The following is a 26,852-nucleotide window of genomic DNA, read 5'->3' as shown; positions in this document are numbered from 1 at the left end:
TGTTCCATTTTAGATATTTGTTTAAGATAAGATATAACTCATTGAGATGTGTCATAGTATTCGTCGTTAGAAAACAATTATTATGACATTATTTCAATGAGTTATCTATTTTTGTCGTGTACAGAGATATTTTTTGATTGTTTTTGAATTTTTGGTCAATAAGTGCTGCGGTTTTTGTATCAACCATTATCAGGGCCTCAATAGGCTTTTGTGTTTGATAATGTAAGTAACGTAATACTGAGAAACGATGATTGCCATCAACAATAGATAGTTTTAACTGATTTTTTCGATAAGCATTTCGGTCATATATCATGCAAATTGGCGACAGAGGTATTTTTTTATTTGACCATGCATCAATGACTTTGGCAATTTTATAATCATCATGCCCTAAACCGTCGCGTTCAATATTATCATTAGTCTCCCAGAAGCATTGAATATCGTAGCATTCAGGGAAATCAATGATTTCCCACAGTAACTCAAAACATATTTTATATACAATAAGCCCATTTTGAATTATTTGATTATCAAAAGAGCAATATTTTTGTTCTACAGCCTCAATAATAGTTTTTTGATTAACACTTATCCATAGTGGTGAAAAATGAGGAAAATCTTTTTTGAATTGTTCAATTAATGCTTCAGACATTGATGCTCAAACCTTATATATCCATCTTTTTGAAAAGATAAAATGGTAAATTTCTAATAATCATCATAATAATTCCCCATTTTTTAGGTGTGTAAACAGTTTTTTTGCCCTTTTCTATAGCATGAACGATATCTTGAGCGACCTGTTCAGGAGATGCGAGCTTTCCTTTGCCTATTATGCCTGCTGTCATAGGCGTTGCCGTTGGTCCAGGCTTAATGAGCGTTGCAGTGACCTTTGAGTTCATTAAAGCCAAGCGGTGTTGTAAACCTTGTAAATAAGTATCAATGAATGCCTTTGATGCACCATATATGTAATTAGATTTGCGCCCACGATCTCCTGCGACGGACCCAATCACGGCAAGTTTACCGTGATTATGCTCAATCATGCATTGAGTAATTGCTTCAGCAAATAAAACAGGTGAAATTGCATTTATTTCAATGGCTTCTTTACATAAACTAATATTAGTCTGGCACTGTTCTTGGTTAGGTAAATTACCATGTGCGATCAACGCGATATCTATAGCAGCTTGTTGATTTAATGTTTGAATGCAAGCCTGAATAGTCTGAGCATCTAAGAAGCTCACCAATTGTGTTTCAATATTTGCATTGGGATAACGGACTTGAAGATCATTTTTCACGCGTTGTAATTTTTCAGCATCACGTCCTAATAAAATCAACTCACATGGCTTTTGTAACCAAACCCTTGCACAATGTTCAGCAATAGTAGACGTTCCACCTACAATTAGAATTCTTAATTTGTTTGACATGTACTATACACCTAATAGACGACGAGACATATTTGAGCTGATACCAGGGTCTCGGTATTTCATAAACTCTTGAATACGTGGGTAACCTGCTTCAAATAAAGTTTTAGGCATTCGAGCATCTTTGGCTAAGTAAAGTCGTCCTTGTGCCTCTTGAACAATATGATCTAGTTCATTGAATAATTTTGACGTTTTTTCTCCCCGATTAGGAAAATCTAAAGCTAGAGTGACTCCAGACCGAGGGAAGCTTAATAATCCTCCAGACTCACGATCTCCAAAAGTTTTCAATACTGCTAGAAATGATCCTTCACCAAATTTTTTAATCATTTTGAGCATTTCTTGAGTTGCTTCCAGACCTACCTCGCGTGGTACAACACTTTGATATTGATAAAATCCGAGAGGACCATACATTTTGTTCCAGGCATGTATTGAATCTAATGGATAAAAAAACGGTTCATAATGCACTAATTGATTACGCTTTTTTAAAGCATTTTTATGAAAATAAGCAAAGTTAAATATAGGAAGGCTAATTTTATTGACTAAAGAAATAGGCGGTGTAAAAGGAAAAGTTTTATCCTTAAGCTTTGGCGCTGATTGATTTTGTATTTGTGCCAGATTACCGCGAATAAAAAGCCCTTTTGTTGATGAGCTGTTGATGCAATCAATCCATGATACTGTATGTTCCCACTCAGCTTCAGATGAATCAGCTAAGTTAAAAAATTCTTGTAAGCTATAATAAGGAATCGTTTCTGATTTTAACCATGGCCCGTTGACTCGCCGCAATTGTAATTTTGCTTCTAGGATTAAGCCTGTTAACCCAATACCACCTAAGGTGGCATAAAACCATTCTGATTTTTCATTGTGTGAACATTCAATAATTTCACCATCGGTACGTAATAGCTTTAAAGATAAAACATGATCACCAAAAGAGCCAAATGTATGATGATTTTTACCATGAACATCGTTGCTAATCGCACCACCAACGGTGATCATCTGTGTGCCAGGTGTTACAGGCAACATCCACCCTTGGGGTACAAGTGTGCGCTGAATATCTTGTAACGTTGTACCAGCCTCACAATGTAATATACCTGTTTCAAGATTGAATGATATTAGATGATTTAATGTGGTTGTATGCCATAGGTTTCCTTGCGTATTTAATGCTATATCCCCATAACTACGTCCCATACCATGTGCTACGCCAGGGGACGAATATTTCAGTTGTTGAATTGCTTGATTAGGGGTGTGAAAGTTAACTATATTATGTTCTATATTAGACAGTCGTCCCCAAGCATGTACTTTTATCATATGTAAAGTTATACCATTTTAAATACATAGTGTTTATCTAGGTGATATTTACAAATATAGCCAATCATGAGACCTAAAATTCCACCTAAATAACGCATTTCTTTTGTTTGAAAAAAATAATGAAATCCTAGCTCAAAACCCCAAAAAATCATTGTTGTTAGAATACCCATAATTGTATATAGGAAAAAAATTTGTCGATTGTGTGCAGGAGTTTCTGTTTTATATTGAAAAATATACTTTTTATCTAAAATATATTTGACGATAAGTCCAAAGCCAGTTCCAATGATAATTGAAACTAAGATTGAAAAATCCCCTGAGTATAAATAACTACAAATATCTTGTGCTAAGATGTTTGACAATGTAGCAACTATAGCAAATGCTGTGTAAAGCATTGCAATCTTAAACGAATCAATCATTTAAAAATTTTGATAGTGTTGTAAATTAAATGCATGATATAGCACAAAAACGTACATTTCTAGGGGAAATGAGAGGGCTGATTAAGTTAGTCAGACCAAAACAATGGGTTAAAAACAGTTTTGTTTTTGCACCTTTAATTTTTGCGGGTGAGTTTTTACACCCTGATTCTGTTTACTCTACTTTATTAGCAGCTTTTCTTTTTTGTATAGCTGCATCTGCTGTCTATATAGTGAATGATCTCAAAGATATAGAAAAAGATCGTATACATCCTGAAAAATCCAAAAAGCGACCTTTAGCCTCTGGCCAAGTTAGTCCTCAAAGTGCAATTATTTTATTGATATTACTCTATATTGTACTTATCAGTTTTTGGGCTGTGGTTCCAAGCGTCATTTATGTGATTTTCATTTATTTAGCTTTAAATTGGGCCTATACGTTCAAATTAAAACATGAACCTGTTATTGAAATTTTTATTGTGGCTTTTGGTTTTGTGCTGAGAGTTTATGCTGGTGCAATAGCACTTACTGTTCCTGTTTCGCATTGGATGTTTATTACAACACTGAGTATTTCATTGTATTTGGCATCTATTAAAAGACGTCAAGAGTTATTACAAAGCGGATCACAAAGTCGAGGGGTTCTTGCGTATTATTCAGTAACATTAATTGATCGTTTTGCTGAAATGTCCGCTGTTACAGCTGTGGTCTTTTATAGTCTTTATGTGATGGAAGTTCAGCCAAAGTTGGTTGTTACTGTTCCATTGGTCATTTTTGGTTTGTTCCGATATTGGTACATAGTTGAAACATTAAAAGGTGGTGAATCTCCAACAGATGTGATTATTCAGGATAAACAAATATTACTGACCGTATTGCTTTGGGTGGGATGCTGTATCTGGGTTTTACTTCCAACATAATTTTTAGAGTTTCGTATGAATTACTATATTTATTTAATCACCCCATTTTTTGCATGGCTCGTTTGTGGAATAACAAAGTTTGTAGTCAATTGTTTAAAAGAAAAAAGAATTGCCTTTGATTTAATTGGTTATGGTGGCATGCCGAGCAACCATAGTGCTATTGTAAGCAGCATGGCTAGTTTGATTGCATTAAAAGAAGGCATTGACTCGCCGGCTTTTGGTGTCGGCTTAACTTTAGCCTTTATTGTAATGTTAGATGCAAATGGTTTAAGAAAAAAGATGGAACAACATGCGATTGAAATTAATAGAATTAAATCTTATCAATCACCTATATTAAGAGAGCGTATTGGACATAGTAAGTTAGAAATTATTATTGGATTTTTTTTAGGAATATTAGTAGGTTATTTGGTTTCCATGTATTATGTTTGACCCTTAACAATCATTGCAAAGCCTAGAGAGACAATTAGAATACCTAAACCACTCATTAGGCTTATTTTTTCATTTAAAAAACAATAAGATAACAAAAATACCATCACAAAGGTAAGTAATGTAAAACTATATACAATAGTAAGGTTTATTTTCGAAAGACAATAAACCCATAAGAGAAAGCCTAAAAAATAAAGAAAGACGCCAAAAAACAAATGGCCATTAAAAAAGCTATATGCTCCTTTTTTCAGAAAAATTTGTCCTACTGCAGCCGATATGCTACTGAGTAGCAAAATTAAATATATCATCACTTACTCAAAGCGATTGTATAATGCTTTAATTTCGCAATGATGTTAATAATTCCTGCTGGCAAAACTTTTAAAATCCCATTTCTAATAATCCATGATTGGCTCACGAATTTATTATAATTATAGGTATCGGTTACTTGGGTTAGCTTTATTTCTTCAGGTAAATCATTTGCTTTTTCACTTTTAACAAATAAAAGAGAATTGTACCTATACCATGGCTCTATACTTTTTTCATTAGAAATTTGAGGTCTTATATAATCAAAACATACGTAACCATGATGTTTAAATTTTTCTACCCAATAACTTAGAGGCTGTTCATTAACATGAAACTCCCCACCTTGACCCGGTACAGCAGCTGAAAATAAAACAATGTCACCATGTTTAACTATATTATTTACCAAAGTATCTGAATCTTTTTCAGCCAAATGTTCAGCCACTTCTAAACACTGAACTAAATCATATTTTTTATTTAAATCAAAATTTTGAGAAATATCTTGATACTTAAAGTTTTCTGTAGAAACTAATAAGTTATTTAAATCAATATATTCACCATCTACACCGAATACGGATCTTCCACTTTTTTCCCATTCAGCAATCCAAGCCCCACGCCCACAACCAATATCTAGAATAGTCTGAATATTTAAAGGTAGGATAATCATTTCAATAAACTTTTTAGCTGATCGAGATGATGAAATATCAATATAATTAAAAAATGAATCTTTGTAGATGTGCCCCATAATAACTACCTATTTATTTTTCTCAAAAATCAGCCAAGAGCCATGATGTACTGATAACGTATAATTACGACAACTGCTATGCTCTATCAAGTGCCTCACAGATATATCATAAGCTCTAACAATTAATATATCATAATTATCACATGCGTTTAAGTATTGAACATGTTGTGGTGTCCATTCAAATCCCGGTTTAACCTCTGGAGTTTTTGATGGTTTATATCTTACAATCTGAGGATGAAACCAAGCAAAGTTAAAATCACTCCATCCACCTTTTTGTGCCTGATACCAAGAAGCAAAATGAACATAAGTAAAAGGTGTACTTCCACTTGCACTTATTGGCTCAAATATTAAACCAAGAACACGTTTGTTTGCTGGCAGCTCTTCAACTGTATTAGCAAAATCTACCGTTTCTTTCTTTGCAAGAAAAATATTTTTATAGTCCTCAATCATTAAAAAAACAATCAATATTAAAAATATAGCACTAAAATATTTAGAGTACTTAAAATCATTTTTTCTTTCAAAAATTAAATAGAAAAATAAGAAAAATAAGATAGAGTATCTTTCATAAATAAAATAAGTGTTATTCATAAAGTGTGGCAGTAAAAACCAAACTAAAATTAAAATAACTAAAGGAATATACCTTTTAAATTCAGATGAAATCCTATACCCCATTAAAAATGGAATAATAAGTAGAATTAAACTCGGATAAATAAAACTTTTATCTGTCATAGACCAAGGATAGATCATTAAATTAAAAAATTTTTCTCCAATTGAATGATACATTACTTTTACACCATAAGTGTATTGACTTCCTAAGCTATCACTAACGTTTAAGTAAAATATGAGTAAGCAAAAAAACAAGAAATAGGTTGGTATTATCTTTAAGATATTTTTCTTATCCTCAACATTATATATAAAATAAATAAATGACAACAAACAGAAGAATAAGTAACTTAAAATATGGCTATAAAATAATATCACACCCAGTAAACTTACAATCAAACCTTGTTTTATATTAGGATGATTTGACCATTTAATATTTTGTATAAAAAATAAAATACCAATAGATATAGCTAAGAGATAAGTTATAAATCCCCATTCATAACAAAAACCAAAAAAACTTGGTATAGCTACCCAAGGCACTAACCATGAGGATTGAAGAGTATTTTTCAGTTGAATAGCAGAAAAAATAAAGCATAAAAAAATCAATATAACTAAAATACGACTAGACAATACTATATCAAAAAACTGTAATAACCCAAGCCAAGATAAATAGCCTACTAAGTATGGGGTATTAAAGTTTAATTCAACTAAATTAGTCCAAGTACTTTTTCCTTTTAATAGCTCATCTAAGGCGGCAACTTGAGCAGCATGTTGGGGCAAATCAACAAGTGGAAGATATGATCCATTTAAAATGACAACAATGGTTAATCCTACAATTAGGATAAAAAATATTTTTCCATATTTGGTGTTCTCAATATTTTGCATTATTTGATTTCATCTTCTATAATAAATTTTGGTCTTGATTTTACTTCTAAATAAACTTTGGAAATATAAATTCCAATAATACCTAAAGTTAAGAGTTGAATCCCACCTAAGAAATACATCGGTACAACAATAGATGCCCAACCATGTACTGTACCACCTATAAAAAATTTAGTGATTAGTGCCCATAGTCCCATTGCACCAGAGATTATACTAATAAATACTCCTATCCAAACAATCAGCATTAAAGGAATAACACTAAAAGAAGTTACGCCATTTAATGCAAGTTCAATCATCTTTTTTAAATTATATTTGGTTTCACCAGCTGTGCGTTCTAAACGTGCGTAATAAACTTTACTTGTTTTATATCCTAAAACTGGAATAACACCGCGTAAAAATAAATTAACCTCTTTAAAATCCCCAAGAGTATTGAGTGCCTTTTTACTCATTAGTCGAAAGTCTGCGTGATCTTCGATAATATTGACACCCATTTTCCTTAATACTTTATAATAAGATTGTGCAAAAAATTTCTTAGCCCAACTATCTGTACTCCGGTCATTTCTTACACCAAATACAATCTGACTACCTTCATAATATTGTTCTATCATTTTATATATAACAGATGGATCATCTTGTAAATCAGCATCAATACTAATTGCAATATCTGTATCTACTTTCATTAAGCCAGCTAACAAGGCATTTTGATGTCCAAAATTTCTGGAAAGCTTGATTCCTTTTACTTTAAAATTATCTTGATGATAATTTAATATAATTTCCCAAGTCTTGTCTTCAGAGCCATCATCAATAAACATCAATTTACTATTATCATCAATCAATTTTTTGCATATTAAGTCTTCTAAAATCAGTAAAAATTTAGGAATACTAATTGACAACATTTCTTCTTCATTAAAGCAGGGTACCACGATTGTTAATGATGCTAAATTAAACATCTTTGTCCTTGTTCATTCTTATCTACATGCATTAGGTCTATATTTTATGTCTAATGTTCCAGGAGTACAAGTCCAAGTTGCCGCTCCATCAGTTGTTTCAAAAATACGGTTTGACCACTTGCTTTACCCTGCGTCATAATCATTGTGATATATCCACTTGGATAGACACCCGTAATTCTGGTATTCATTTGTGAATATTTACCTATTAAATTCACACTAACTTCTTCAGCATTTGGGATCTGGTTAACACCTACGAAAGCAGTCGGCCACGCTGCATGATTCCAACCATAATCACCTAAAGCAGCTTTCATACCAGAACCCAAGATTATTGCTTCTGAAACTTGAGCACGAGTCACATAATTTTGATATGCAGGTACTGCTATAGCAGCTAATATTCCAATAATAGCGACTACTATCATGAGTTCAATTAAGGTAAAGCCTTTTTGAATATCCATTTATTTTCACGTAAAATTAGAGTAACCAAAAAATATTCAAAAATATTCAAAAATATTTTAACAGGAAAAACAAAAACTTAAAATATGTACATCAAAAAAATTAAACATTATTTACAACCATGGTCGTAAATTGACAATTTTGATTGGTTTCCCATTTTTATCAAATAATGCCACCATATCTAACTCGGGAGATTTAACAGGCAACCAACCTTTTGGTTTCGTTGTTAATAATGCTAATTGCTCATCAATTGCTACATCTTTATTAAATTTATGTAACTCGGCTATTGGTTTTAACTTCATCAGAATTTCTTCTGATTTTGTATCAATCAATTTATATGTTTCAGGTCTGACAGCAATACTAATTCCATCAAACATTTCCTCATCAATCAATTTCTGGCGCTTTCTTGGATCACTACCATAATCCGCGGCAATCCACATAGGTTTTTTATAAAAAGGAACTTTAAATTGATCTTTCAAATCTTGGCGGAATCTTTCCTGAATATTGATCGGAGAAACTAACTCTATATCATCTTTCACAAATACAAGCCATGCCGGTTTACCTTGATGTAATACAAATAGCCCACCCACATAAGCAATGAGCTGTATTAAAACAATCACGACCATATCAAAAAGCATTCTTTTTTTATCGAGTTTATATACAATAAAAGTTAAGGTAGGACCCAAGATTAAATCGATTATCAACATTAGAACATACATGTTTCCAACCCCAACAGCTTGTGCAAGAGGGGATGGATACCAAACTATAAAAACTAAATAAAGAGCAATGGCTAGTAGCAGTATTGAAAATAAACAATGCCAAAAAAATGCATAGAGTCTTTGAAGTAACATAAAGCGATCCACTTATTGAACTCCTTGCTTGACGATAGCTTTATTTATACATAATTTATCATCCATAACTAAATGCTCTGCACACATTTGTGAGAATAATATTGTCTTCTGTGCTGTAAATTGATTTTTTTTCGATATATGAATATCACTGATTGCCTCATTCCAAGCTGAATTACTTTGCACTTTATCCCCTAAACCCAGTAAAATCATACTTTTTAATACAAGATATTGCTTATTCTCTGGATCATACCATAAAGCTATATTAATATTTTTGAGTGCACTATTTAAATCTTTACCTATCAGTACATAATAATAAGCATTTAGATGATAAATTGAACCAATTTCTGTTAAACGACCATCTTGTGTTCGATATTGTGATCTATTTTTTACCATTAAGTGTAATGGATTTAAACTATTAATCATTCCATCAATATATTTTTTAGTTTCAGGATCTCGATGTTCTAATAAATATGCATAGTAAAGGACTTCAGAATTCATCGTTATATCACGTCTGCGTTCATCTATAATTTTCACAAATTCTGAATATCTTTTATACTCAAAAAGGTATGTTAAATAAGATTGCAAAGCTATTTCTGAATTTTTATTATTTTTATATGCCCATTGCCATAAGATTAAATTATTTTGCCACATTGGAATAGTTACATAAATTCCTGCTAGACCCATTATTATATAAAATGCAATCAAGCCACTTAGTAAAAATTTCTTTAATCTTAAAATATGCAGCTTTGAAAAAATAATTTCCCATGGTAAAAAAACTACAGCTAGTAACGCAAAAAATAATGCTGTCGTCATAAATCGTTCATGAATGATGGTCTCTGGTACGCTAAGTGGAATAATTCTAAGTACAGGAAATAGACATAATAATGTACATACTGCCATATATGCAGAAAAACTATTTTTTTTAAAAAAACCATACGAAACAATTACTAAAAATATGATAGCAAAGAAACTTGAAACTTTACCTCGCCAATCTGCTAGAAATGCATAGTCTATTTGATGGATCGCATTCGGGTAGAATGGAACAAAAAAGGTTTTAATATATTCAGAGAGAGTATTTAATGGGAGTAGAATTTGTATATATGGGATTTTAAGTAAAGGCTCAGATAAATTTTGATGAACCGCATGATAAATCTGGTGCATGGCAGAGATTCTGATACACATATAAATGAAAAAACTCAAAGTTAAAAATATAAATAATAAATAATTTTCTTTTATAACTTTTAGAGTTCCATCTAAAAAATTATTTTTATTAACAAAATATAAAGAAAAAACAAATAGAATTACAGGGAATATGATGGCAAGTTCTTTACAAAATAATCCAAAAATAAAAATTATACTTAAGATAAGATCTCTTATTAAGTTTTTTTGAAAATTTAAAAATACAAGAAGCCCAAGAAGTATGAAGCTAGTCACCATTAAGTCAAATCTACCTACTGCCCAAACTGTAGATTCCACTAAAATAGGATTGGTAATATATAACAAAGATACGATCAAAGCATAGAGGTTTGTATTGTTTGTTTTTAATAGCTGAGATATCCTTAAAACAATTAAATAGATTAGTGTTACATTAAAAGATAAAATACAAATATTAATGAAGTGAGAAATAAATGGCTTTAAACCCCATAATTTAAACTCAGTGACAAATGTTGCAAAAACTAAGGGTCTAAAATAAGACGTCCCATCTAGTACAGGTTGTGAAATCATATACCAAAAATTATGGTCACTATGCCAAAAAGATCGATCCACAAAAATAATGACATCATCCCATACATAATCATTTTTTAATGATGGGTAATAAATAATGAATACTAATAATATTAAACTGATTAATACTAGCCATTTATTTTTTATTAAATTAATCATCATACTTCTCTAAATAATATAAATAAAAAAGACCCCGGAAGGTCTTTTTAATGCAGATTAAATATCTATAACATTATGGCTTACAAGCATTTGGCAAGTATTTTGCAGCAATAGTAGTACCCGAGCCAGCTGCACCATCAACTGTTGTGTTACCACACGCCCAAGTAGAGCCACCGTTTGCAGTAGTATATGTTAATGCAGATCCAGATGCTTTACCTGTGGTCATAGTTACAGTAATTCGACCTGCTGGATATGCATTTGCAACACTTGTGGTTACAGTCGAATATTTACCAATTAAAGTAGCATTCAACTGGCCTGAACCAGCTGTAGCTGTCGGACCTACTAATGTAGGCCAAGCATTTTTATCTGCACCGTATTCAGCTAAAGGTGATTTTAGACCACCACCTAAAGTCACTGCTTCAGATACTTGTCCGCGTGTAATATAGTCTTGGTAAGCAGGAATCGCAATTGCTGCTAAAATACCAATAATAGCCACCACAATCATAAGTTCGATGAGCGTGAAGCCCTTTTGCATTGTATTCATAACATTCTCCACAAATGTTGTTAATTTAGTTATAAGCTTTGTAAGCTATTTTAATAATAGCACTAAACGTGCCAACTTTTATTATAGACAATTTATACAGAAAAACAGCATCTTATACATAAAAAAATTCAGACTATAAATTTTGCTGTATATTTTTGTTAAAAAGTGACAAATTTTGTCAGGTTGAATTTTGTACTTTGGACAAATATTGTCATTATGTGATGCGTATCACATATATTTGGTTGCTCTTTTTTAGGTGTTGTAATGTCGTTCTTTATGTTGAAGTCTATCGCTTGAAATTTTCTGGGTATAGTAGGGTGCTATTTCTGCCATTGTCAGTGCATCTCAATCTCACTCTTTACTGAGTTTATGACACCTTACTTCAGTTGCTTCAATTTGCGATTGAGTCGCGTAACCGTTTTGCATTGGCAGGAATTTTGAGTAGGTACGCTGTTTCTTTAAAGGTATTACAATCATCTAGACTTATTATCACTACGGCTTGTTTATCTTCTCTATTAATAAGTATAGGTGCATGATTGTCTATAACGTAATCGAGTATATCCGCTAAATTGTCTTGCAGCTCAGCACATGTAATGACTTTCATTTCTGCTCCTTAAAAATTTTCTTTATCTAAAAGCTGGGTAGTCAGTTTTAATCGGGGGAGGAGCCTTATTTTGAGTTTGACATACTTCAATAAATTGCTCGAACTGAACATGACTTAACTGAATATGAACGTGTTGTTGTAAAACTTGTGGTGCGTGATTTTGAATTAAATAAAAAAATCGGTGAGTGTAGCGTAACCCAGAGTAGCGGCAGCTCGTTCTGCCAATTGCTTTGTTTCAGCATCTAGATGTATTTCTATAAACTCGTGGTTGGTCATTATTCATCTCCTTTTGAGCATAAAATTTTTTATATTTCGTATGACGCATAACCAACATAAAATTTTAAGGTCGGGATGAATACAAAAAATATATTTTGGTGACTGCTCATTTTTAATTAGGCGGACTAAAACACGTTTTTAACACTTTACGCATTTTTTGAGGATATGGACAAACTTGAAAAATTTGTCGTTATAAAAGCATGTCTATATGGACAAAATATAAAATAGAGTAAATGAATAGAATTCAAGAGTTTGGAGCGTGTCTATATAAAGTGACTTATGGAATGTATCGAGTTCAATTCAACAAATTGGATAATTCGCTTGTTGCTGACCACAAACTAAATCAGAAATATATCCTCTAAATACAATTTCTACCACACACTTCCTAAGAATGCACCGACTAATAACAAATAAAGACAACTTGAATTTTTTCGTTCTTATTTTTTGCTGAAAACCTTGTCTATTCGATAAATTTTTAGGGTCAATGACTCATAAAATTACAAAAAACTATTATCTTTTTTTGCTTTAAATTTACATAACCACTTAATAAATAGGTTTTTTCTTATATTTAAGCACTATTTTAATTTAAGCGGTTGCTCATTTTTAACAGTCTTTTTTGCTGTGGACGCATTAGCATCAGGGCAGATTCCCAATATCGTCATTCAACCTCAAATTCCAGCAAGTACACCTGTAGAACGTTCTGCACAACAAACCATTTATATGCCAACACCTATGCCTTATCCTGCACAAACATGGCAACAAAAAGTCAAAATTAAAACCTATGATGGTCGCTGCGTAGATTTTAGTCGCAGTAATCAACGTTCCATTCAGACTTCACATTGTCATGATGGTACCAATCAGCATTTTATTTTCCATCCTGATCAAAGCATTACCGTGCAAGGTAAATGTCTAGATGTAGCAGGAAAACAGAAACATGATGGTGCTGAAGTAATTGCTTATACCTGTAATGGACAAAGTAACCAAAAATGGTATCTCGATGGTCAGCGTATTCGTAGTGCAGATACAGGCAAATGTTTAGATATTTATAATGGAAAAATGAAAATGTATAGCTGCAATCAAAATCGTGGGCAGAAATTTAGTTTTATTGCCTTATAAAAAAGAATCACTAATTCCCTCAGCCTAGCCTGCTCTTTTGAAGATGAGGGAATTAGCGAATGATAATTTAAAAAATTATAAAAATTTTACTTTAAATACGATTAATTAAGGATGCTGACTAAACAAATCAAAAATCACTTTTCTTAACCACTGATGACTGGTTTGGTGATGACAAGACGTATGCCAATATTGTCGTACAGGATAGGTTGGAAAATTCAAAGGCGCACTCACTACTTGTAAATTCCCGCGTGCCAATAACACCTCACTTAAATAATAAGGCACTGTCGCAATCATATCGGTTTCTTGCACAATTAAACCGACCCCTAAATAACTTGGGATACTCATTAGAATATTACGTCTTAAACCACGATTGCTTAATTCATTTTCAATATGGTAGTGACCTATACTGGTATCTACATCGACATGCGATTCACGAATATAAGCTTCAACATCTAAACTTTTTTCACAAATACGTGGATGATCTTTACGACTAATCACCACATAATATTGTAAAAATAATTGCTGCTGATAAAAACCCTGCTCTAACTCAGGTAAAAAACCAATCGCAAAATCAATTTCACCATTTGCCATTTGATAACTGGTTTCACGGGTAATAGGACGAATTTTAATCCGCACTGAAGGTGCATATTTTTTTAAAAACTTGGTCAGTTTTGGCAATAAAACCAAATGCGAAACATCGGTCATTGCCAAGGTAAATAATTGATCGGAATGTGTCGGATCAAAATCGACTTTAAAATTATTGACCGTTTCAATTTTATTAATAATTTCACTAATCGGTGAAAAAATCTGTTTCGCCAACTCTGTAGGCAACATTTCATTGCCAACCCTTAAAAATAATGGGTCATTAAAATGCTGACGAATTTTATTTAAACAGTTACTAACCGCAGGCTGACTCATGCCCAATGCATCTGCTGCTGCAGACACATTTTTTAATTTATATACATAGTAAAAAATCTGTAGCAGTTTGCTATCTAACTTAAACATATCCATCTTTCCTTAGAATCAGTTTCACTGCTCAGTTTTCATCCTTATTTAACGCCAAGCTTTTAATTTAGAGCTATGCCCAATGCCCACATTAAAACAATTGGTCGGATCCAATTTTTGATAATGCTGCTTTAAGGCAGGCTTCGCCACATATAAATGCCCAACATTATGCTCTGCAGGATACTCTGCCCCACGTGCATCAAGCAATGACCACATTTGATGTTCCATCGCCAACGGGTCTACGCCTTTTTTAATAATATAGTCCTGATGAAAGACATGACATAAAAAATGACCATAATACAACTTATGTATAATCGCCTGCTCCAACTCTTCGGGCAAGGTTTCAACCCATTGCTGATCATTACGTCTTAACGCAATATCTAAAGCAACAATGTCTTCCACTTCATTTCGATGTGTATCACGATAACGAATTGCAGCACCTGCCACTGCAAAGCGATGCAGAAAAGCCTTGCGGCCTTCATCTTCATTACATAGAAAAAAACTGCCGGAATTGCGCGTGATAAAATAATCCATTAAAAACTGCTGTACTGCCGCAACATCTTGCTGCTCAATGCGCAAAATTAAATGATGTTCATACAAATCACGAAATTGGTTCATGCGTTCTGGTAAATGATTTGGCAGTAGTTTCGTGAACATTTGCAAAACTTTATCCGACAATCCACGCATGCCCCAACGGGTTAGAAAACCATCAACTTTGTCTTTCATGGCAAAAGCTGCAGGTACTTTACTGGTGCCAAATTTCTCAATAAACAAGAAACTGTCTTTGCCATATTCTGCACCAATGTCATAGGCATCTCGATGAATATACTCGCCAGCAATCGGTACACGCGGCAAATCACGTAATAAAAAACGGCGAATCGCGGTTAAATCATCCTGCTGATTGCTGCCGATATAAAACACCTGACTCGGAATTTTCTCAAATGTATCCAAACGCACTGCAAACACACAGACTTTACCTGCCGAACCCGAAGCTTCAAACAAACGGCTCGGGTCGGCATTAAACCGTGCAGGCGTATCGGCATCGACTTGGGCAACATCATGCACGTAACGCTGATCTGAAGCACAACAATGTTCCGAATATTCAATATCTTCAGGGCGATATTGTTGTTGCTCAAGTTTGGTTAAAATTTCTTCTGGCGAGTTCCCTAAATTCACCCCCAAATGATTGATGAGTTGCAACTCGCCCAGTGCATCGACTTGTGCATATAAGGCCAACTCAGTATAGGCAGGACCACGTCTGACCAATGCACCACCTGAATTATTACATACCCCGCCCAACACTGAAGCGCCAATACAAGATGAACCAATGACTGAGTGTGGCTCACGCTGATGCGGCGCCAATTGCTGTTCCAAAGCATCCAATGTTGCACCAGGCAAGCAAATCACTTGCTTGGCATCGTTGATGAGCTGAATACCTTTTAAACGTTGGGTGTTGATCAAAATTACAGGACGGTCATAGTCATCACCAAATGGTGTAGAACCACCCGTAAGCCCTGTATTGGCGGCTTGCATGATAATAATGCAATCTGCCGCCACAGCCACTTGTAACACTTGCCACTGCTGCAACAAAGAACCTGGCGTGACCACGGCAAAAACCTGTCCCTCGCCAAAACGTCGCCCTTGACGATATAAACGAGTATCCGATTCATGGGTCAATACATGCGCTTTTCCCACAATATCAACCAAGTTTTTGAGGGTTGCGGCAGCATCAAATTGTGCTGCAGAAGAAATTGTCTGTGGCATGGTGTGCAAGTCCTGAAACAAGGTGAAAAATACAATTGAGCGATTCAGCCAAACACATCGGTTGATGGATTGATCGCTCTTGCTGGCAATTTAGCCTTTCAGTTCACGCTCAAGTTGTACCAAACAATCTGAGTTAATCGCTTGAATGTTTTTAGCACCCGTTAAGGTCATTGCGACTCGCATTTCTTTATCAATCAATTCGAGTAAATTACTCACACCCGCCCCACCTGCAGCGCCTAGTGCATAAATAAAGGCACGTCCGAGCATACAAGTATCCGCACCCATCGCCAACATGCGCACCACGTCTAGGCCATTACGAATACCTGAATCCACTAGAATTTTTAGTTCCCCTTTCACTGCATCGGCAATTGGCGGTAAAGCACGTGCAGTTGAAAGTACACCATCTAACTGACGACCACCGTGATTGGACACCACAATTCCATCAGCGCCAAAACGCACAGCATCTTTAGCATCTTCTGGGTCTAAAATGCCTTTAATGACCATTGGGCCATCCCAGAATTCACGAATCCACTCCAAGTCTTTCCATGAAATAGATGGATCAAAGTTATTGCCTAACCAGCCAATATAATCTTCAAGTCCTGTTGGCTTGCCTAAGTATTTAGAGATATTGCCCAAGTCATGTGGACGACCCAGTAAGCCGACATCCCATGCCCAGTTTGGATGCATCACCGCTTGCATATAGCGACGCATAGCAGCATTTGGACCACTCATGCCCGAATGTGCATCACGATAACGTGCGCCAGGCACAGGCATATCTACCGTAAAGACTAAGGTTGAACAGCCTGCTGCTTTGGCACGTTCCAAGGCATTGCGCATAAAACCACGGTCACGTAATACATATAATTGAAACCACATTGGGCGTGAAATGGCAGGCACCACTTCTTCAATTGGACACACCGACACTGTAGATAATGTAAACGGAATACCCTTTTTGTCTGCTGCTACCGCAGCCTGTACTTCACCACGGCGCGCATACATGCCTGTTAAACCGACTGGCGCCAAAGCCACAGGCATCGACAAAGTTTCATTAAATAACGTGGTTTCTAAACTTAAAGCCGACATGTCATTTAATACACGTTGGCGCAAGGCAATTTGTGAAAGGTCTTCTACATTTCTTTTTAGCGTTTGTTCCGCATACGCACCTCCATCTATATAGTGAAATAAAAATGGCGGTAAACGGCGTTTAGCTGCTTCGCGGTAATCATTCGCAGAAGAAATAATCATGGCGCTATCCTGTTTAATCGACTCGCACGCTGACGACGCGCATCTTCCTCGTCTATCATGCGTACTTGTTGAACTACAAATTCAATATGTCCACACACTGCCGCACGGGCAGCTTCTGGATCCTGACGTTCAATTGCATCCATCACTTGAAAATGCTGATCATGCAACTGATCGAAACGGTGGGCTTCGGTATAAACTTTACGTCGACCCAAAACCACGTTGTATTGCAACAAATCAAATAAGCCGCGCATCATTTGAATAAGCACCAAATTGTGCGATGCCTCGGCAATTGCCAAATGAAACTTGGCATCGGCAATTGCCGCCTGATCATCATCACCCAAAATTTGAAAATGGGCGATTTGCTCATAACAAGCACGGATTTTTTTCAAATCCTCAGCGGTTGCCCGCTGTGCGGCATACCATGCCGTACCACCTTCAAGCACCATTCGTGCTTCCTGCACATCAAAACGATAAGCAGGATCTTCATCAATCAGGTTACTTAAAGGCTGCACAATTTGATATTGCGACCAATTGGTTGGCAGCTGTTGCAAAAAAGTACCCGCTCCAACTTTGCTGACCAGCATGCCCTGACTGGTCAATTGCTGAATAGCCTCACGCAAAGAGGAACGGGAAACCCCGAGTTGTTCACACAACTTTCTTTCGGCAGGCAATCGGTCTCCGACTTGCATCTGATTTTTTTCAACCAGTGTGCGCAGGTCTTGTACAACTTTGTCGGAGACTTTCATTCGGCTATCCTCTTGTGCATGTGATTATGGAATCATCCATGGGAACACATAAGCTTGTAGAGTGATAATAATACCGATCATTACGGTGAACGTGATACTGTGTTTCACGGTAAAGCGGAATAAATCCGATTCTTTACCGACTAAACCGACTGCCGCACAGGCAATTGCAATCGATTGCGGCGAAATCATTTTGCCTGTAACACCACCACTGGTATTGGCAGCAACAAGTAACACTTCTGGCACACCAATTTGCTGTGCAGTTGTGGCTTGTAAGGCTGCGAATAACGCATTGGCTGATGTATCTGAACCTGTCAAGAACACTCCAATCCAACCTAAAAATGGTGAGAAGAATGTGAAAGCATTGCCTGTGTGTGACAAAGCCAATGCCAAAGTCGCAGACATGCCTGAATAATTAGCAATAAAAGCAAAAGCCAACACCATCCCAATAGAATAAATTGGTGTTTTTAACTCATTGATGGTTTCTGCAAAAGTTTTAACAGCTTCGCGCGGTTTCATTTTTAAGTAAATGATGGTGATGACAGCCGCAATCATAATTGCAGTCCCTGTTGCACTCAGCCAATCGAACTTAAAGATTGCATCGTAGTCTTTAACTTCAGCAACCACAGGCGGCATTTTTTGCACCAATTGATGTAAAAATGGCACTTTGATGGAAATTACCCAGTCATGCATTGCCCCATCTTTTGCAAATAAATCTTTGAACGGTTTAATACTCCAAATGGTGACCATCACCGTTAACACTGCAAAAGGTGACCATGCTTTAACAATCTGCCCGATGCTGTATTTTTGCTGTTGTTCTGCAACTAAGTTGGCATCCACTTTGGTGTCTGCATCGCTAAAACGGAAAATGTGTTTTGGCTGCCAGAATTTAAATAAGACCGTTAAACTAATCAAAGAGGCAATTGCGGCTGTAATGTCAGGTAACTCAGGTCCAACAAAGTTAGAGGTCAAGTATTGTGCAATCGCAAAAGCACCACCACCCACCAACACTGCAGGCCAAGTTTCTTTCACACCGCGCCAGCCATCCATAATTGCCATAATCCAGAACAGCACAATAGGCACCATAAATGGCAACTGACGCCCAACCATCTGGCTAATTTCCATGGTTTCTACACCCGAAACCTGACCCGCCACAATAATTGGAATCCCCATTGCGCCAAACGCAACAGGTGCGGTGTTCACAATCAAACATAAACCCGCAGCGTATAAAGGTTTAAAACCCAAACCCACCAACAAAGCAGCAGTAATTGCCACTGGCGCCCCAAAGCCCGCTGCACCTTCTAAAAATGTGCCAAACGCGAAGCCCACTAGTAGCATCTGGAGACGCTGATCTTCTGTAATTGACAGAATAGATGAGCGAATAATGTAAAACTGCCCTGTTTTTACAGAGATTTTATATAAAAATAATGCGCCAATAATAATCCATGCGATTGGCCATAAACCGTAGAAAAAGCCATAGATCAATGAAGCAAAAGCCATTGGTGCAGGCATGCCATAGGCAAATAACGACACCAATAACGCCAAAATAACCGTAATTGTTCCCGCAACACTTCCTTTTAAGCGAAATACAGCCAATGCCAGAAAGAAAAAGATAATCGGGATTAATGCAATAAGACTCGAAATCCAAATATTTGCCATTGGATCGTAGATCTGTTGCCAATGTTGAAGCATTGTCATCTCCTTGAAATGCTCACTCAAACGTAAACATAGGTCTAAGCATATAGATAAAATTCTAATTTTGGTCTGACCAATATTAAGATAAAAATCAAAATACTCTTAATATTTGCAACAAATAATAGTTTTATACAAATAAATGTCAACATTGGTCTGGTTATTTATTTAAATGGTCATACCAATTTAAATAAAGATGATCTTTGTTCGCAGCATAAAAAATACGGTGAAGAAAAATTTAAACTTTGTTTTTTCTGTAGTTTTTAAAAGGAAGGAAAAACCAAATTTATTCGGCACAGCCTTATACAACTTTCGTCTAATACAGTAAAATACGTGTGCTTTCTTCTAAGATGAATTGAACGCTTGATCAAAGGAATCATGGATAAATTCAGCTCAAGTGGCCGCTATTCGGCTTAAAAACATGTGGATTAAAAGAATTTTTTAGACAAAAAAATAACGCCATTATTGACTGCAACAATGGCGTCATCGTGTATTTATAACAGCAACTCACACCTTACTGTGGCTTAACCTGTCACCACGATCAGGCGCTTTAAACGCGAAATATGCAAATCAATTTGCCCTGCAATTTCAGGTAAAATTTGCTTTAAAAACTGGCTATAGTTCATTGCATCTTCTGCTCTTAATACGCCTGCTTGTACCAATTGTTCCTGCTGTAGCAACATACTTTGTACACGGTTTAAATCAGGCTTTTGCCCTTGGCTTAAACCTGTACTAATTTGCTTAAAGCCTAAATACAACTGATCACGTTGCTGGATTAATTGCTGCATTTCAACTGCAGATACCGCAGCACGCTCTAGCATAGCGTTTGTTTCCAGTACATTTTCAGATTCATCTGAATATAGACTTTGCGTTGTTTCTATCTCTGTGGAAGCCGTGTTCGGTTTCACCCACACTGTTTCCGAAACAGTCTTATTCGGTGGTTGAAACACATACACCACGGTAAACAACACCGCGACCGCCAAAACAAAAAAGCCAATACCGAGCCATCGAGTCCCATTCATGTGCATGCTCCATAAGCAAACCATCCTAAAATGCGCTCAATTCAAATATCGTCTTGAGCGCCTTAGCATGCTTTGCCTGTTATGATCGGCTTAAAAATTACGGCGTCGACCAATCGCTTGGTGCATAACCCAAACGCACTCGCTGTGGGTGATTCCCCACTGGCACACTGCGGACTTTTTCTCCCGTAGCAAAGTCAATCACCGTTACCACATCGGTTTCACTTTCTGAAATCACACAGCTTTTTCCATCTGGGCTACGGGTTGCCCAATATGGTTTACCTGCAGGAATCAGTTTGCCTGCTTTTAAACTCTGACGGTCTACAATGGTCGCGTAATCATCCATCGTACCAGCCACACAGAATTTTTCGCCATCTGCACTGATGGATAAACCATGATGACGTGAATCATTTACCCATTTACTGCGGTCTTTTGGAATTGTACTGCTGCCCGGTAATTGTCCAATACGGGTGACTTTATCGGTTTTTAAGTCGTATTCCACCAAACCATTAAAAAATGAAACCTGTGCATAAAGTTTGCTTTCATCTTTACTTAGCACCATAGGACGCACTGAGTTGGATAAATCTTTACGTCCAAAGGCATCTAACGCAGGTCGGAAATCAATTTTTTTCAGAACTTTATAATTGTTGGCATCGGCAATGGTAATAAAGCGCTTACCTTTGGTAAAATCTTGCCACTGTGCATCCATCGAAGTTTCTACGTTACCAATCGCAGAGTTTAAGATTTTCGTTCCACCTGCAAAGTAAATATTTTCGTGCGGCTTATCCCCTGTTGCAAAACGCCCCAATTCTTTACCTGTATGAATATCTAAAACATGCACCACATTACCTGACGATGCCGACACAGCAACACGTTGTCCATCTGGTGAAACCGCCATGTGGTCTGCGCGGAAACCTTCGACTGGCGTACGCCAATTAATTTTGCCCGTTTTAATGTTGATGGATACCACATCGGCAAAACTTGGACGTGAAGCCACAATCGACTGTCCATCTGGCGTGGAATACATATCATCCACCAACTGGTCATTGCCCTCACCTGCAGTTTGTTGAATGTAAGTGTAGGCAATCAATTTCACTGGATTTAAATGAATTTCTAATAAACGCTCTTTGCGGTCAGGAATCATATTGACCACACCCACTTTGCCAAAGTCTTGTGAAGGGTGAATCACCGTCACTGTGCCATCCCAGTTATTGCCGACAAAAAAGACTTGTTGGGTATTCGGTGGCTGCGGTAAATAGGTCGAATCTGCATAACTTTGTGCGCTGACACAACTTCCTAAAGCCAGCACGCCTTGAAGTAGATGTTTAAACACCTTGTTGGAATAATTCATGTTCTTGTTCTCCCTGAACAGCAAAATGAAAGTGTTGTTTTTGTTTTGGCTTGTGTTTTTACATATTTGTTGTTTTTAACTGAAGCCTGCCTAATCCATCTTGAAGCGATCTTGAAGATTGTTGGCGTGGCATTGATTGGGCAATAGCATAAGAGTTTTTGTAATTTTGCGTCTAGGGTTCGAGCTAGACTATCCGATAGCAGGTCAAGTTTCAGATAAACAGAAATACAGCATCACATCCTGTTAAAATGCCAAGTATGATAAAAGCTTGTTTTTGTCGATGAAATGACAGTAATCCCATACCCATTCAAGCATTTAAACTCAAGAATATAAGGATGTGCCGAGATGCAGTTGTTGGAACTTAAAACCTTGCGTAAACAGCTTCGACAACAGCGCAGAGCGGTCACGCGCACCCAACAGCAACACGCACAGCAAGCTGTTTTGCAGCGGCTAATACGACTGCCAAAATTTCAGTACGCAAAAAAAGTAGGTATGTATTTACATGCTTTTGGTGAAATTCATACACACCGCATCATTGAATATTGCTTCGCGCATAGCAAACAAGTGTATTTGCCCATGATTTGCAATATGAATCAACACTTGGTGTGGGTACAAATCACCCCACAACAATATCGTCAGCGTCGCTTTGCCCATCATCGTTTGGGGATGCAAGAACCAAGAACAAGTCGCGGAAAACACATCTCCCATTTAGATTTAGTCTTGATGCCCTTATTGGCTTGCGATACGCATGGCACCCGCATTGGAATGGGCGGTGGTTATTATGACCGCACTTTAGCCTCTGCCCCGCAGCATCCTTATCGCTTAGGGATTGCACATGATTTTCAGCTAATTCATACACGCTTGCCACGTGAAAATTGGGATCAACCTGTAGATGCCTTACTAACTCCACAACATTTTTTACAGTTTAAACGCACCTTGAAACGCTAAATTGATCATTTTGACTGAATAGATCAATTTAAAATCACATATTTAGCTACTTTTTAAACAATTTGTGTTGACCTGCCCTTGTATTTTAAAAAATACCCATCACTATTAAAAACATGGCAACACCGTTGTCACTCATTAGGAGTGCCCATGTCTGAAATTATTATGAATCAAGAAACCTTAGAGCCTCAGGTTCCAAGTGTATTACCGCTTTTAGCGCTACGTGATGTGGTGGTTTATCCACACATGCAAATCGCGCTATTTGTAGGTCGTGAAAAATCGATCAATGCAGTTGATGTGGCTCGTAACAGTGACAATCTAGTATTTGTAGTTGCGCAAAAAGATTCGCTTACAGAAGAAATTGATCACGACAATTTATATCAATACGGTACTGTCGCGAAGATTGTGCAAGTTGTGAATCACGAAAATGATGAAAACTGTATCAAAGTGCTGATTGAAGGCTTATACCGCGCCAAACTCGAAAAAATTATTGATGAAGACGCGTATTTGACTGCAGAACACAGCTTGAGCCCAATGACTGTTGCGATGGATGAAAATACCCAAGCAACACGTTTGCAAGAATTACGTGCCTTATTTGCGCAATATGCAGAAGCAAAATTACGCAATGCACGTGAACTGATTGCTGCTGCCAATAAAATTGAAGATTTATTGCAGTTGTTGTTCTTTGTTGCAACCCGTGTGCCATTGAATATTGATGTCAAACAAAAATTCCTTGAGCACGATGAGTTTGAAGCTCACTTGACCGAGTTAATGACTTATTTATTGCAACAGTCTGAAGAACAGCAGATTGAGCAAACCTTGCATGACTCTGTTAAACGCCAGATGGAAAAAAATCAGCGTGAATACTTCTTGAATGAGAAGATGAAAGTCATTCAACGCGAACTGTCCGATATGAACGGCGGTGCGGAAGATGATGTCGCTGAAATTGAAAAACGTCTGGCCGAAGCAGACTTGCCAGAACATGTCCGCAAAAAAGCAGAAGCTGAGTTCCGTAAACTTAAAGCAATGCAACCTGCATCTAGCGAAGCAGCTGTGGTACGTAACTATCTAGAAGTCATTTTAGATACGCCATGGAACAAAGCCAGCAAAGTCAGCATCAACTTGGCGAAAGCACAAGAAATTTTAGATGCCGACCATTACGGTTTAGACGAAGTTAAAGACCGTATTGTGGAATACCTTGCTGTGCAGTCGCGCGTGAAAAAACTCAAAGGCCCAATTCTATGCTTGGTTGGTCCTCCGGGTGTAGGTAAAACCTCACTAGGTGAGTCGGTTGCAAAAGCCACTGGACGTGAGTTCGTGCGCATGGCACTAGGCGGCGTACGTGATGAAGCAGAAATTCGCGGTCACCGTCGTACCTATATTGGTGCGATGCCAGGTAAAATTGTGCAATCATTGACTAAGGTTGGGGTTAAAAACCCGCTATTCTTGCTCGATGAAATTGACAAAATGGCACAGGATTACCGTGGCGACCCTGCATCTGCTTTGTTAGAAGTACTTGATCCATCACAAAACAACAAGTTTAATGATCACTATTTAGATCTAGACTTAGACTTGTCTGAAGTGATGTTCATTTGTACTGCCAACAGCATGAATATTCCAGAAGCTCTGTTAGATCGTATGGAAGTAATTCGTCTACCGGGTTATACCGAAGATGAAAAAGTGAATATTGCAGAACGCTATCTTGTCCCTAAAGCCATCAAAAATAATGGCTTGCGTGCTAAAGAATTGACGGTTCATGAAGAAGCGATTCGTGACATTGTGCAGCGCTATACACGTGAAGCAGGTGTGCGTAGTCTGGAACGTGAAGTGTCAAAAATTGCCCGTAAGGTGGTGAAAGAAGCAGTCAGCAAAAAAGCCAAAAACCTACAGGTAGATGTGACTTCACAAAACTTGCCTGACTACCTTGGTCCACACAAATTTGACTATGGTATGGCAGAAGAAGAAGCCGAAGTGGGTCGTGTAAATGGCTTGGCTTGGACTTCAGTGGGTGGTGAATTACTCACCATTGAAGTGGCAACCATGAAAGGCAAAGGTAATTTCATCACCACAGGTTCATTGGGTGATGTGATGCAAGAGTCAATCAAAGCCGCGATGACCGTTGTGCGTACCCGTGCCGACAGTTTAGGCATTGAAGCCAATGTATTTGCCGAAACCGATGTACACGTACACTTGCCAGAAGGTGCAACACCTAAAGATGGTCCATCTGCAGGTTTGGCATTGACTACGGCATTGGTATCTGCATTTACAGATATTCCAATTCGTCCTGATATTGCCATGACAGGCGAAACCAGCTTACGTGGTCGTGCAATGCGCATTGGTGGCTTGAAAGAGAAACTTCTTGCGGCACATCGTGGTGGTATCAAACTGGTATTTATCCCACAGGAAAACGTGCGTGACTTGTCTGAAATTCCAGACAATGTCAAAGAAGGTTTGGAAATCAAGGCTGTGAAAAGCATTGATGAAATCTTGCCTTTGGCACTGACCAGTATGCCTAAGCCTTTAACCAAGGCACCGATTGTGAAGCCAGTAGCAGCAGGCAAAGCCGCACGTCATTAAGCAAGTTACTCTGCTTTAAGCATAGAACATCTCAAAAGAGCACTTCGGTGCTCTTTTGTCGTATTTAGATTCTGGATTTAAAATAATTGAATAATTTTTTAATTATTTTTAAAATGGATAGTCTGTTTTTAATTCAATTTCCTTGAAAAATAGGCAAACCATCCACATATATAAATTTAAGATACATCGCGCTGTATGTTTCTTGTTTGGTCTATTTAGACCGATAAATTGATCAGACGCTTTTGATTGAAGCGTGCTTCATGGTCTGGTCATCCATATCTCCAGGTGGATGACCTTTTAACCGCAGTCCTATTTCAATTCAGGGCTGCGTTTTTTATGCGCTGCGATCAATCATCAAGGTGATAAAATCTGTGCAACCAAGCCATTCACGACATGTGCCATTTTTTCAAAATTTACTGTTTTTAAAGTATCACCTGTGGTATGGCGAAGTGTGCTGCGATAACTGCCTGTATCGGTAATTAAAATGGCAGGAATATCATATTTCCAATAATTTCTCTGTACACGACAAATTTCACAGAACCCTTATCCTATCAGGATTCTGCTTTCTTAAAATTGCCAAAATTTCCTTAAACTCTTCTTTTTTCCCAAAACCAATTAAACGCTGAATCGCCATTTGAACATAGTCTAAACCATAGCGAAATAAACTCATTGAGAGTCGTCCATGCTTCTTTATTTTTATCGCTTTTTTTTGATTATGTTGCCATTCACCCGTTAAGTAACACCAACAGAAGCTTATAGCTAACACCGCAATCAATTTTTTCACTCGTCTAGGGTCTGTCAAGCGCGTATTTTCAAGATTAAACCCGCGTCCTTTGAGACAA

At 36.9% G+C, this 26,852-nt stretch carries 25 protein-coding genes and 2 pseudogenes; 5 read left to right on the top strand and 22 right to left on the bottom strand.

The window, feature by feature from the left end; genetic code table 11:
• Positions 1–88: 88 nt before the first annotated feature.
• The 4 genes from HX743_RS14080 to HX743_RS14065 are packed head-to-tail and all read right to left on the bottom strand — an operon-like array spanning position 89 to position 3,127.
• Positions 89–643 (bottom strand): hypothetical protein, encoded by a 555-nt coding sequence (locus HX743_RS14080; RefSeq protein ID WP_178319528.1) that lies wholly within the window; start codon positions 641–643, stop codon positions 89–91.
• A gap of 13 nt (positions 644–656) precedes the next feature.
• Positions 657–1,409 (bottom strand): SDR family NAD(P)-dependent oxidoreductase, encoded by a 753-nt coding sequence (locus HX743_RS14075; protein ID WP_178319527.1) that lies wholly within the window; start codon positions 1,407–1,409, stop codon positions 657–659.
• A 3-nt stretch (positions 1,410–1,412) separates the two neighbouring features.
• Positions 1,413–2,711: an FAD-binding oxidoreductase gene (locus HX743_RS14070; RefSeq protein WP_178319526.1), complete on the bottom strand. Its 1,299-nt coding sequence runs from the start codon at positions 2,709–2,711 to the stop codon at positions 1,413–1,415.
• A gap of 8 nt (positions 2,712–2,719) precedes the next feature.
• Complete coding sequence (locus HX743_RS14065) at positions 2,720–3,127, bottom strand: GtrA family protein (protein ID WP_178319525.1); 408 nt, start codon at positions 3,125–3,127, stop codon at positions 2,720–2,722.
• Between the two features lie 29 nt (positions 3,128–3,156).
• Between HX743_RS14065 and HX743_RS14060 the strand changes: the two genes are divergently transcribed.
• A complete protein-coding gene (locus HX743_RS14060) occupies positions 3,157–4,035 on the top strand; it encodes a decaprenyl-phosphate phosphoribosyltransferase (RefSeq protein ID WP_178319524.1) in 879 nt (292 codons plus the stop codon).
• Between the two features lie 15 nt (positions 4,036–4,050).
• A complete protein-coding gene (locus HX743_RS14055) occupies positions 4,051–4,464 on the top strand; it encodes a divergent PAP2 family protein (protein ID WP_178319523.1) in 414 nt (137 codons plus the stop codon).
• On the opposite strand, the gene HX743_RS16610 is transcribed toward HX743_RS14055, so the two are convergent.
• From HX743_RS16610 to HX743_RS16450, 10 genes and pseudogenes are all read right to left on the bottom strand, one after another.
• On the bottom strand, positions 4,455–4,769 hold the full coding sequence (locus HX743_RS16610; protein WP_178319522.1) for an EamA family transporter: 315 nt from the start codon (positions 4,767–4,769) through the stop codon (positions 4,455–4,457). The genes HX743_RS14055 and HX743_RS16610 overlap by 10 nt on opposite strands.
• Entirely contained in the window at positions 4,769–5,506 is a 738-nt protein-coding gene (locus tag HX743_RS14045; RefSeq protein ID WP_178319521.1) for a methyltransferase domain-containing protein, read from the bottom strand. The genes HX743_RS16610 and HX743_RS14045 overlap by 1 nt, the downstream gene beginning before the upstream one ends.
• Before the next feature lie 9 nt (positions 5,507–5,515).
• Positions 5,516–6,994 carry a hypothetical protein gene (locus tag HX743_RS14040; protein ID WP_178319520.1) on the bottom strand — a complete coding sequence of 493 codons (1,479 nt, stop codon included), beginning with the start codon at positions 6,992–6,994 and terminating at the stop codon, positions 5,516–5,518.
• Positions 6,994–7,941, bottom strand: a complete 948-nt coding sequence (locus HX743_RS14035; protein ID WP_178319519.1) for a glycosyltransferase family 2 protein — start codon at positions 7,939–7,941, stop codon at positions 6,994–6,996. Before HX743_RS14035 ends, HX743_RS14040 begins: the two co-directional genes overlap by 1 nt.
• Positions 7,942–7,959: 18 nt before the next feature.
• A pseudogene (locus HX743_RS14030) lies at positions 7,960–8,396 on the bottom strand (pilin).
• 111 nt (positions 8,397–8,507) lie between these two features.
• Complete coding sequence (gene tfpZ, locus HX743_RS14025; protein ID WP_178319518.1) at positions 8,508–9,257, bottom strand: TfpX/TfpZ family type IV pilin accessory protein; 750 nt, start codon at positions 9,255–9,257, stop codon at positions 8,508–8,510.
• Positions 9,258–11,132: a hypothetical protein gene (locus HX743_RS14020; protein WP_178319517.1), complete on the bottom strand. Its 1,875-nt coding sequence runs from the start codon at positions 11,130–11,132 to the stop codon at positions 9,258–9,260.
• Positions 11,133–11,202: 70 nt separating this feature from the next.
• On the bottom strand, positions 11,203–11,664 hold the full coding sequence (locus HX743_RS14015; protein WP_372238853.1) for a pilin: 462 nt from the start codon (positions 11,662–11,664) through the stop codon (positions 11,203–11,205).
• A gap of 400 nt (positions 11,665–12,064) precedes the next feature.
• A complete protein-coding gene (locus tag HX743_RS14010; protein WP_250316250.1) occupies positions 12,065–12,277 on the bottom strand; it encodes a type II toxin-antitoxin system Phd/YefM family antitoxin in 213 nt (70 codons plus the stop codon).
• Positions 12,278–12,442: 165 nt separating this feature from the next.
• Positions 12,443–12,553 (bottom strand): DUF1778 domain-containing protein, encoded by a 111-nt coding sequence (locus tag HX743_RS16450; RefSeq protein WP_250316249.1) that lies wholly within the window; start codon positions 12,551–12,553, stop codon positions 12,443–12,445.
• A 621-nt stretch (positions 12,554–13,174) separates the two neighbouring features.
• Between HX743_RS16450 and HX743_RS14000 the strand changes: the two genes are divergently transcribed.
• A complete protein-coding gene (locus HX743_RS14000; RefSeq protein WP_348637034.1) occupies positions 13,175–13,669 on the top strand; it encodes a ricin-type beta-trefoil lectin domain protein in 495 nt (164 codons plus the stop codon).
• Positions 13,670–13,774: 105 nt separating this feature from the next.
• On the opposite strand, the gene HX743_RS13995 is transcribed toward HX743_RS14000, so the two are convergent.
• From HX743_RS13995 to HX743_RS13965, 7 genes are all read right to left on the bottom strand, one after another.
• Complete coding sequence (locus HX743_RS13995; protein ID WP_004970549.1) at positions 13,775–14,674, bottom strand: LysR family transcriptional regulator; 900 nt, start codon at positions 14,672–14,674, stop codon at positions 13,775–13,777.
• Positions 14,675–14,722: 48 nt separating this feature from the next.
• Positions 14,723–16,438 (bottom strand): D-lactate dehydrogenase, encoded by a 1,716-nt coding sequence (dld, locus tag HX743_RS13990; RefSeq protein WP_178319515.1) that lies wholly within the window; start codon positions 16,436–16,438, stop codon positions 14,723–14,725.
• A gap of 90 nt (positions 16,439–16,528) precedes the next feature.
• On the bottom strand, positions 16,529–17,683 hold the full coding sequence (gene lldD / locus HX743_RS13985; RefSeq protein ID WP_178319514.1) for an FMN-dependent L-lactate dehydrogenase LldD: 1,155 nt from the start codon (positions 17,681–17,683) through the stop codon (positions 16,529–16,531).
• Complete coding sequence (lldR, locus tag HX743_RS13980) at positions 17,680–18,429, bottom strand: transcriptional regulator LldR (RefSeq protein ID WP_005179260.1); 750 nt, start codon at positions 18,427–18,429, stop codon at positions 17,680–17,682. Before lldR ends, lldD begins: the two co-directional genes overlap by 4 nt.
• Positions 18,430–18,453: 24 nt before the next feature.
• A complete protein-coding gene (lldP, locus tag HX743_RS13975; RefSeq protein WP_178319513.1) occupies positions 18,454–20,124 on the bottom strand; it encodes an L-lactate permease in 1,671 nt (556 codons plus the stop codon).
• Between the two features lie 518 nt (positions 20,125–20,642).
• A complete protein-coding gene (locus tag HX743_RS13970) occupies positions 20,643–21,140 on the bottom strand; it encodes a hypothetical protein (RefSeq protein ID WP_178319512.1) in 498 nt (165 codons plus the stop codon).
• 97 nt (positions 21,141–21,237) lie between these two features.
• On the bottom strand, positions 21,238–22,488 hold the full coding sequence (locus HX743_RS13965) for a YncE family protein (protein WP_178319511.1): 1,251 nt from the start codon (positions 22,486–22,488) through the stop codon (positions 21,238–21,240).
• 351 nt (positions 22,489–22,839) lie between these two features.
• Here HX743_RS13965 and HX743_RS13960 point away from each other — a divergent pair, with 351 nt between their 5' ends.
• Together HX743_RS13960 and lon are read left to right on the top strand one after the other, a co-directional pair.
• A complete protein-coding gene (locus HX743_RS13960) occupies positions 22,840–23,436 on the top strand; it encodes a 5-formyltetrahydrofolate cyclo-ligase (RefSeq protein WP_026438444.1) in 597 nt (198 codons plus the stop codon).
• A 147-nt stretch (positions 23,437–23,583) separates the two neighbouring features.
• The gene (gene lon / locus HX743_RS13955; RefSeq protein ID WP_131260796.1) at positions 23,584–26,010 is read left to right on the top strand and encodes an endopeptidase La; all 2,427 of its coding nucleotides are present in this window, start codon (positions 23,584–23,586) and stop codon (positions 26,008–26,010) included.
• A 532-nt stretch (positions 26,011–26,542) separates the two neighbouring features.
• Here the strand turns inward: lon and HX743_RS13950 are convergent.
• Positions 26,543–26,852: pseudogene (locus HX743_RS13950) on the bottom strand (IS4 family transposase); the annotation flags it as partial.

The sequence above is a fragment of the Acinetobacter sp. Swhac1 genome, assembly GCF_013390985.1.
GTDB classification, from domain to species: Bacteria; Pseudomonadota; Gammaproteobacteria; order Pseudomonadales; family Moraxellaceae; genus Acinetobacter; species Acinetobacter towneri.
This window is presented reverse-complemented; position numbering and strand designations above follow the sequence as displayed.

Coding starts and splice junctions, on each gene's coding strand:
- HX743_RS14080 (WP_178319528.1), bottom strand. CDS start 643: ATGTCTGAAGCATTAATTGAACAATTCAAAAAAGATTTTCCTCATTTT.
- HX743_RS14075 (WP_178319527.1), bottom strand. CDS start 1,409: ATGTCAAACAAATTAAGAATTCTAATTGTAGGTGGAACGTCTACTATT.
- HX743_RS14070 (WP_178319526.1), bottom strand. CDS start 2,711: ATGATAAAAGTACATGCTTGGGGACGACTGTCTAATATAGAACATAAT.
- HX743_RS14065 (WP_178319525.1), bottom strand. CDS start 3,127: ATGATTGATTCGTTTAAGATTGCAATGCTTTACACAGCATTTGCTATA.
- HX743_RS14060 (WP_178319524.1), top strand. CDS start 3,157: ATGCATGATATAGCACAAAAACGTACATTTCTAGGGGAAATGAGAGGG.
- HX743_RS14055 (WP_178319523.1), top strand. CDS start 4,051: ATGAATTACTATATTTATTTAATCACCCCATTTTTTGCATGGCTCGTT.
- HX743_RS16610 (WP_178319522.1), bottom strand. CDS start 4,769: ATGATATATTTAATTTTGCTACTCAGTAGCATATCGGCTGCAGTAGGA.
- HX743_RS14045 (WP_178319521.1), bottom strand. CDS start 5,506: ATGGGGCACATCTACAAAGATTCATTTTTTAATTATATTGATATTTCA.
- HX743_RS14040 (WP_178319520.1), bottom strand. CDS start 6,994: ATGCAAAATATTGAGAACACCAAATATGGAAAAATATTTTTTATCCTA.
- HX743_RS14035 (WP_178319519.1), bottom strand. CDS start 7,941: ATGTTTAATTTAGCATCATTAACAATCGTGGTACCCTGCTTTAATGAA.
- HX743_RS14020 (WP_178319517.1), bottom strand. CDS start 11,132: ATGATGATTAATTTAATAAAAAATAAATGGCTAGTATTAATCAGTTTA.
- HX743_RS14015 (WP_372238853.1), bottom strand. CDS start 11,664: ATGCAAAAGGGCTTCACGCTCATCGAACTTATGATTGTGGTGGCTATT.
- HX743_RS14010 (WP_250316250.1), bottom strand. CDS start 12,277: ATGAAAGTCATTACATGTGCTGAGCTGCAAGACAATTTAGCGGATATA.
- HX743_RS16450 (WP_250316249.1), bottom strand. CDS start 12,553: ATGACCAACCACGAGTTTATAGAAATACATCTAGATGCTGAAACAAAG.
- HX743_RS13995 (WP_004970549.1), bottom strand. CDS start 14,674: ATGTTTAAGTTAGATAGCAAACTGCTACAGATTTTTTACTATGTATAT.
- dld (WP_178319515.1), bottom strand. CDS start 16,438: ATGCCACAGACAATTTCTTCTGCAGCACAATTTGATGCTGCCGCAACC.
- lldD (WP_178319514.1), bottom strand. CDS start 17,683: ATGATTATTTCTTCTGCGAATGATTACCGCGAAGCAGCTAAACGCCGT.
- lldR (WP_005179260.1), bottom strand. CDS start 18,429: ATGAAAGTCTCCGACAAAGTTGTACAAGACCTGCGCACACTGGTTGAA.
- lldP (WP_178319513.1), bottom strand. CDS start 20,124: ATGACAATGCTTCAACATTGGCAACAGATCTACGATCCAATGGCAAAT.
- HX743_RS13970 (WP_178319512.1), bottom strand. CDS start 21,140: ATGAATGGGACTCGATGGCTCGGTATTGGCTTTTTTGTTTTGGCGGTC.
- HX743_RS13965 (WP_178319511.1), bottom strand. CDS start 22,488: ATGAATTATTCCAACAAGGTGTTTAAACATCTACTTCAAGGCGTGCTG.
- lon (WP_131260796.1), top strand. CDS start 23,584: ATGTCTGAAATTATTATGAATCAAGAAACCTTAGAGCCTCAGGTTCCA.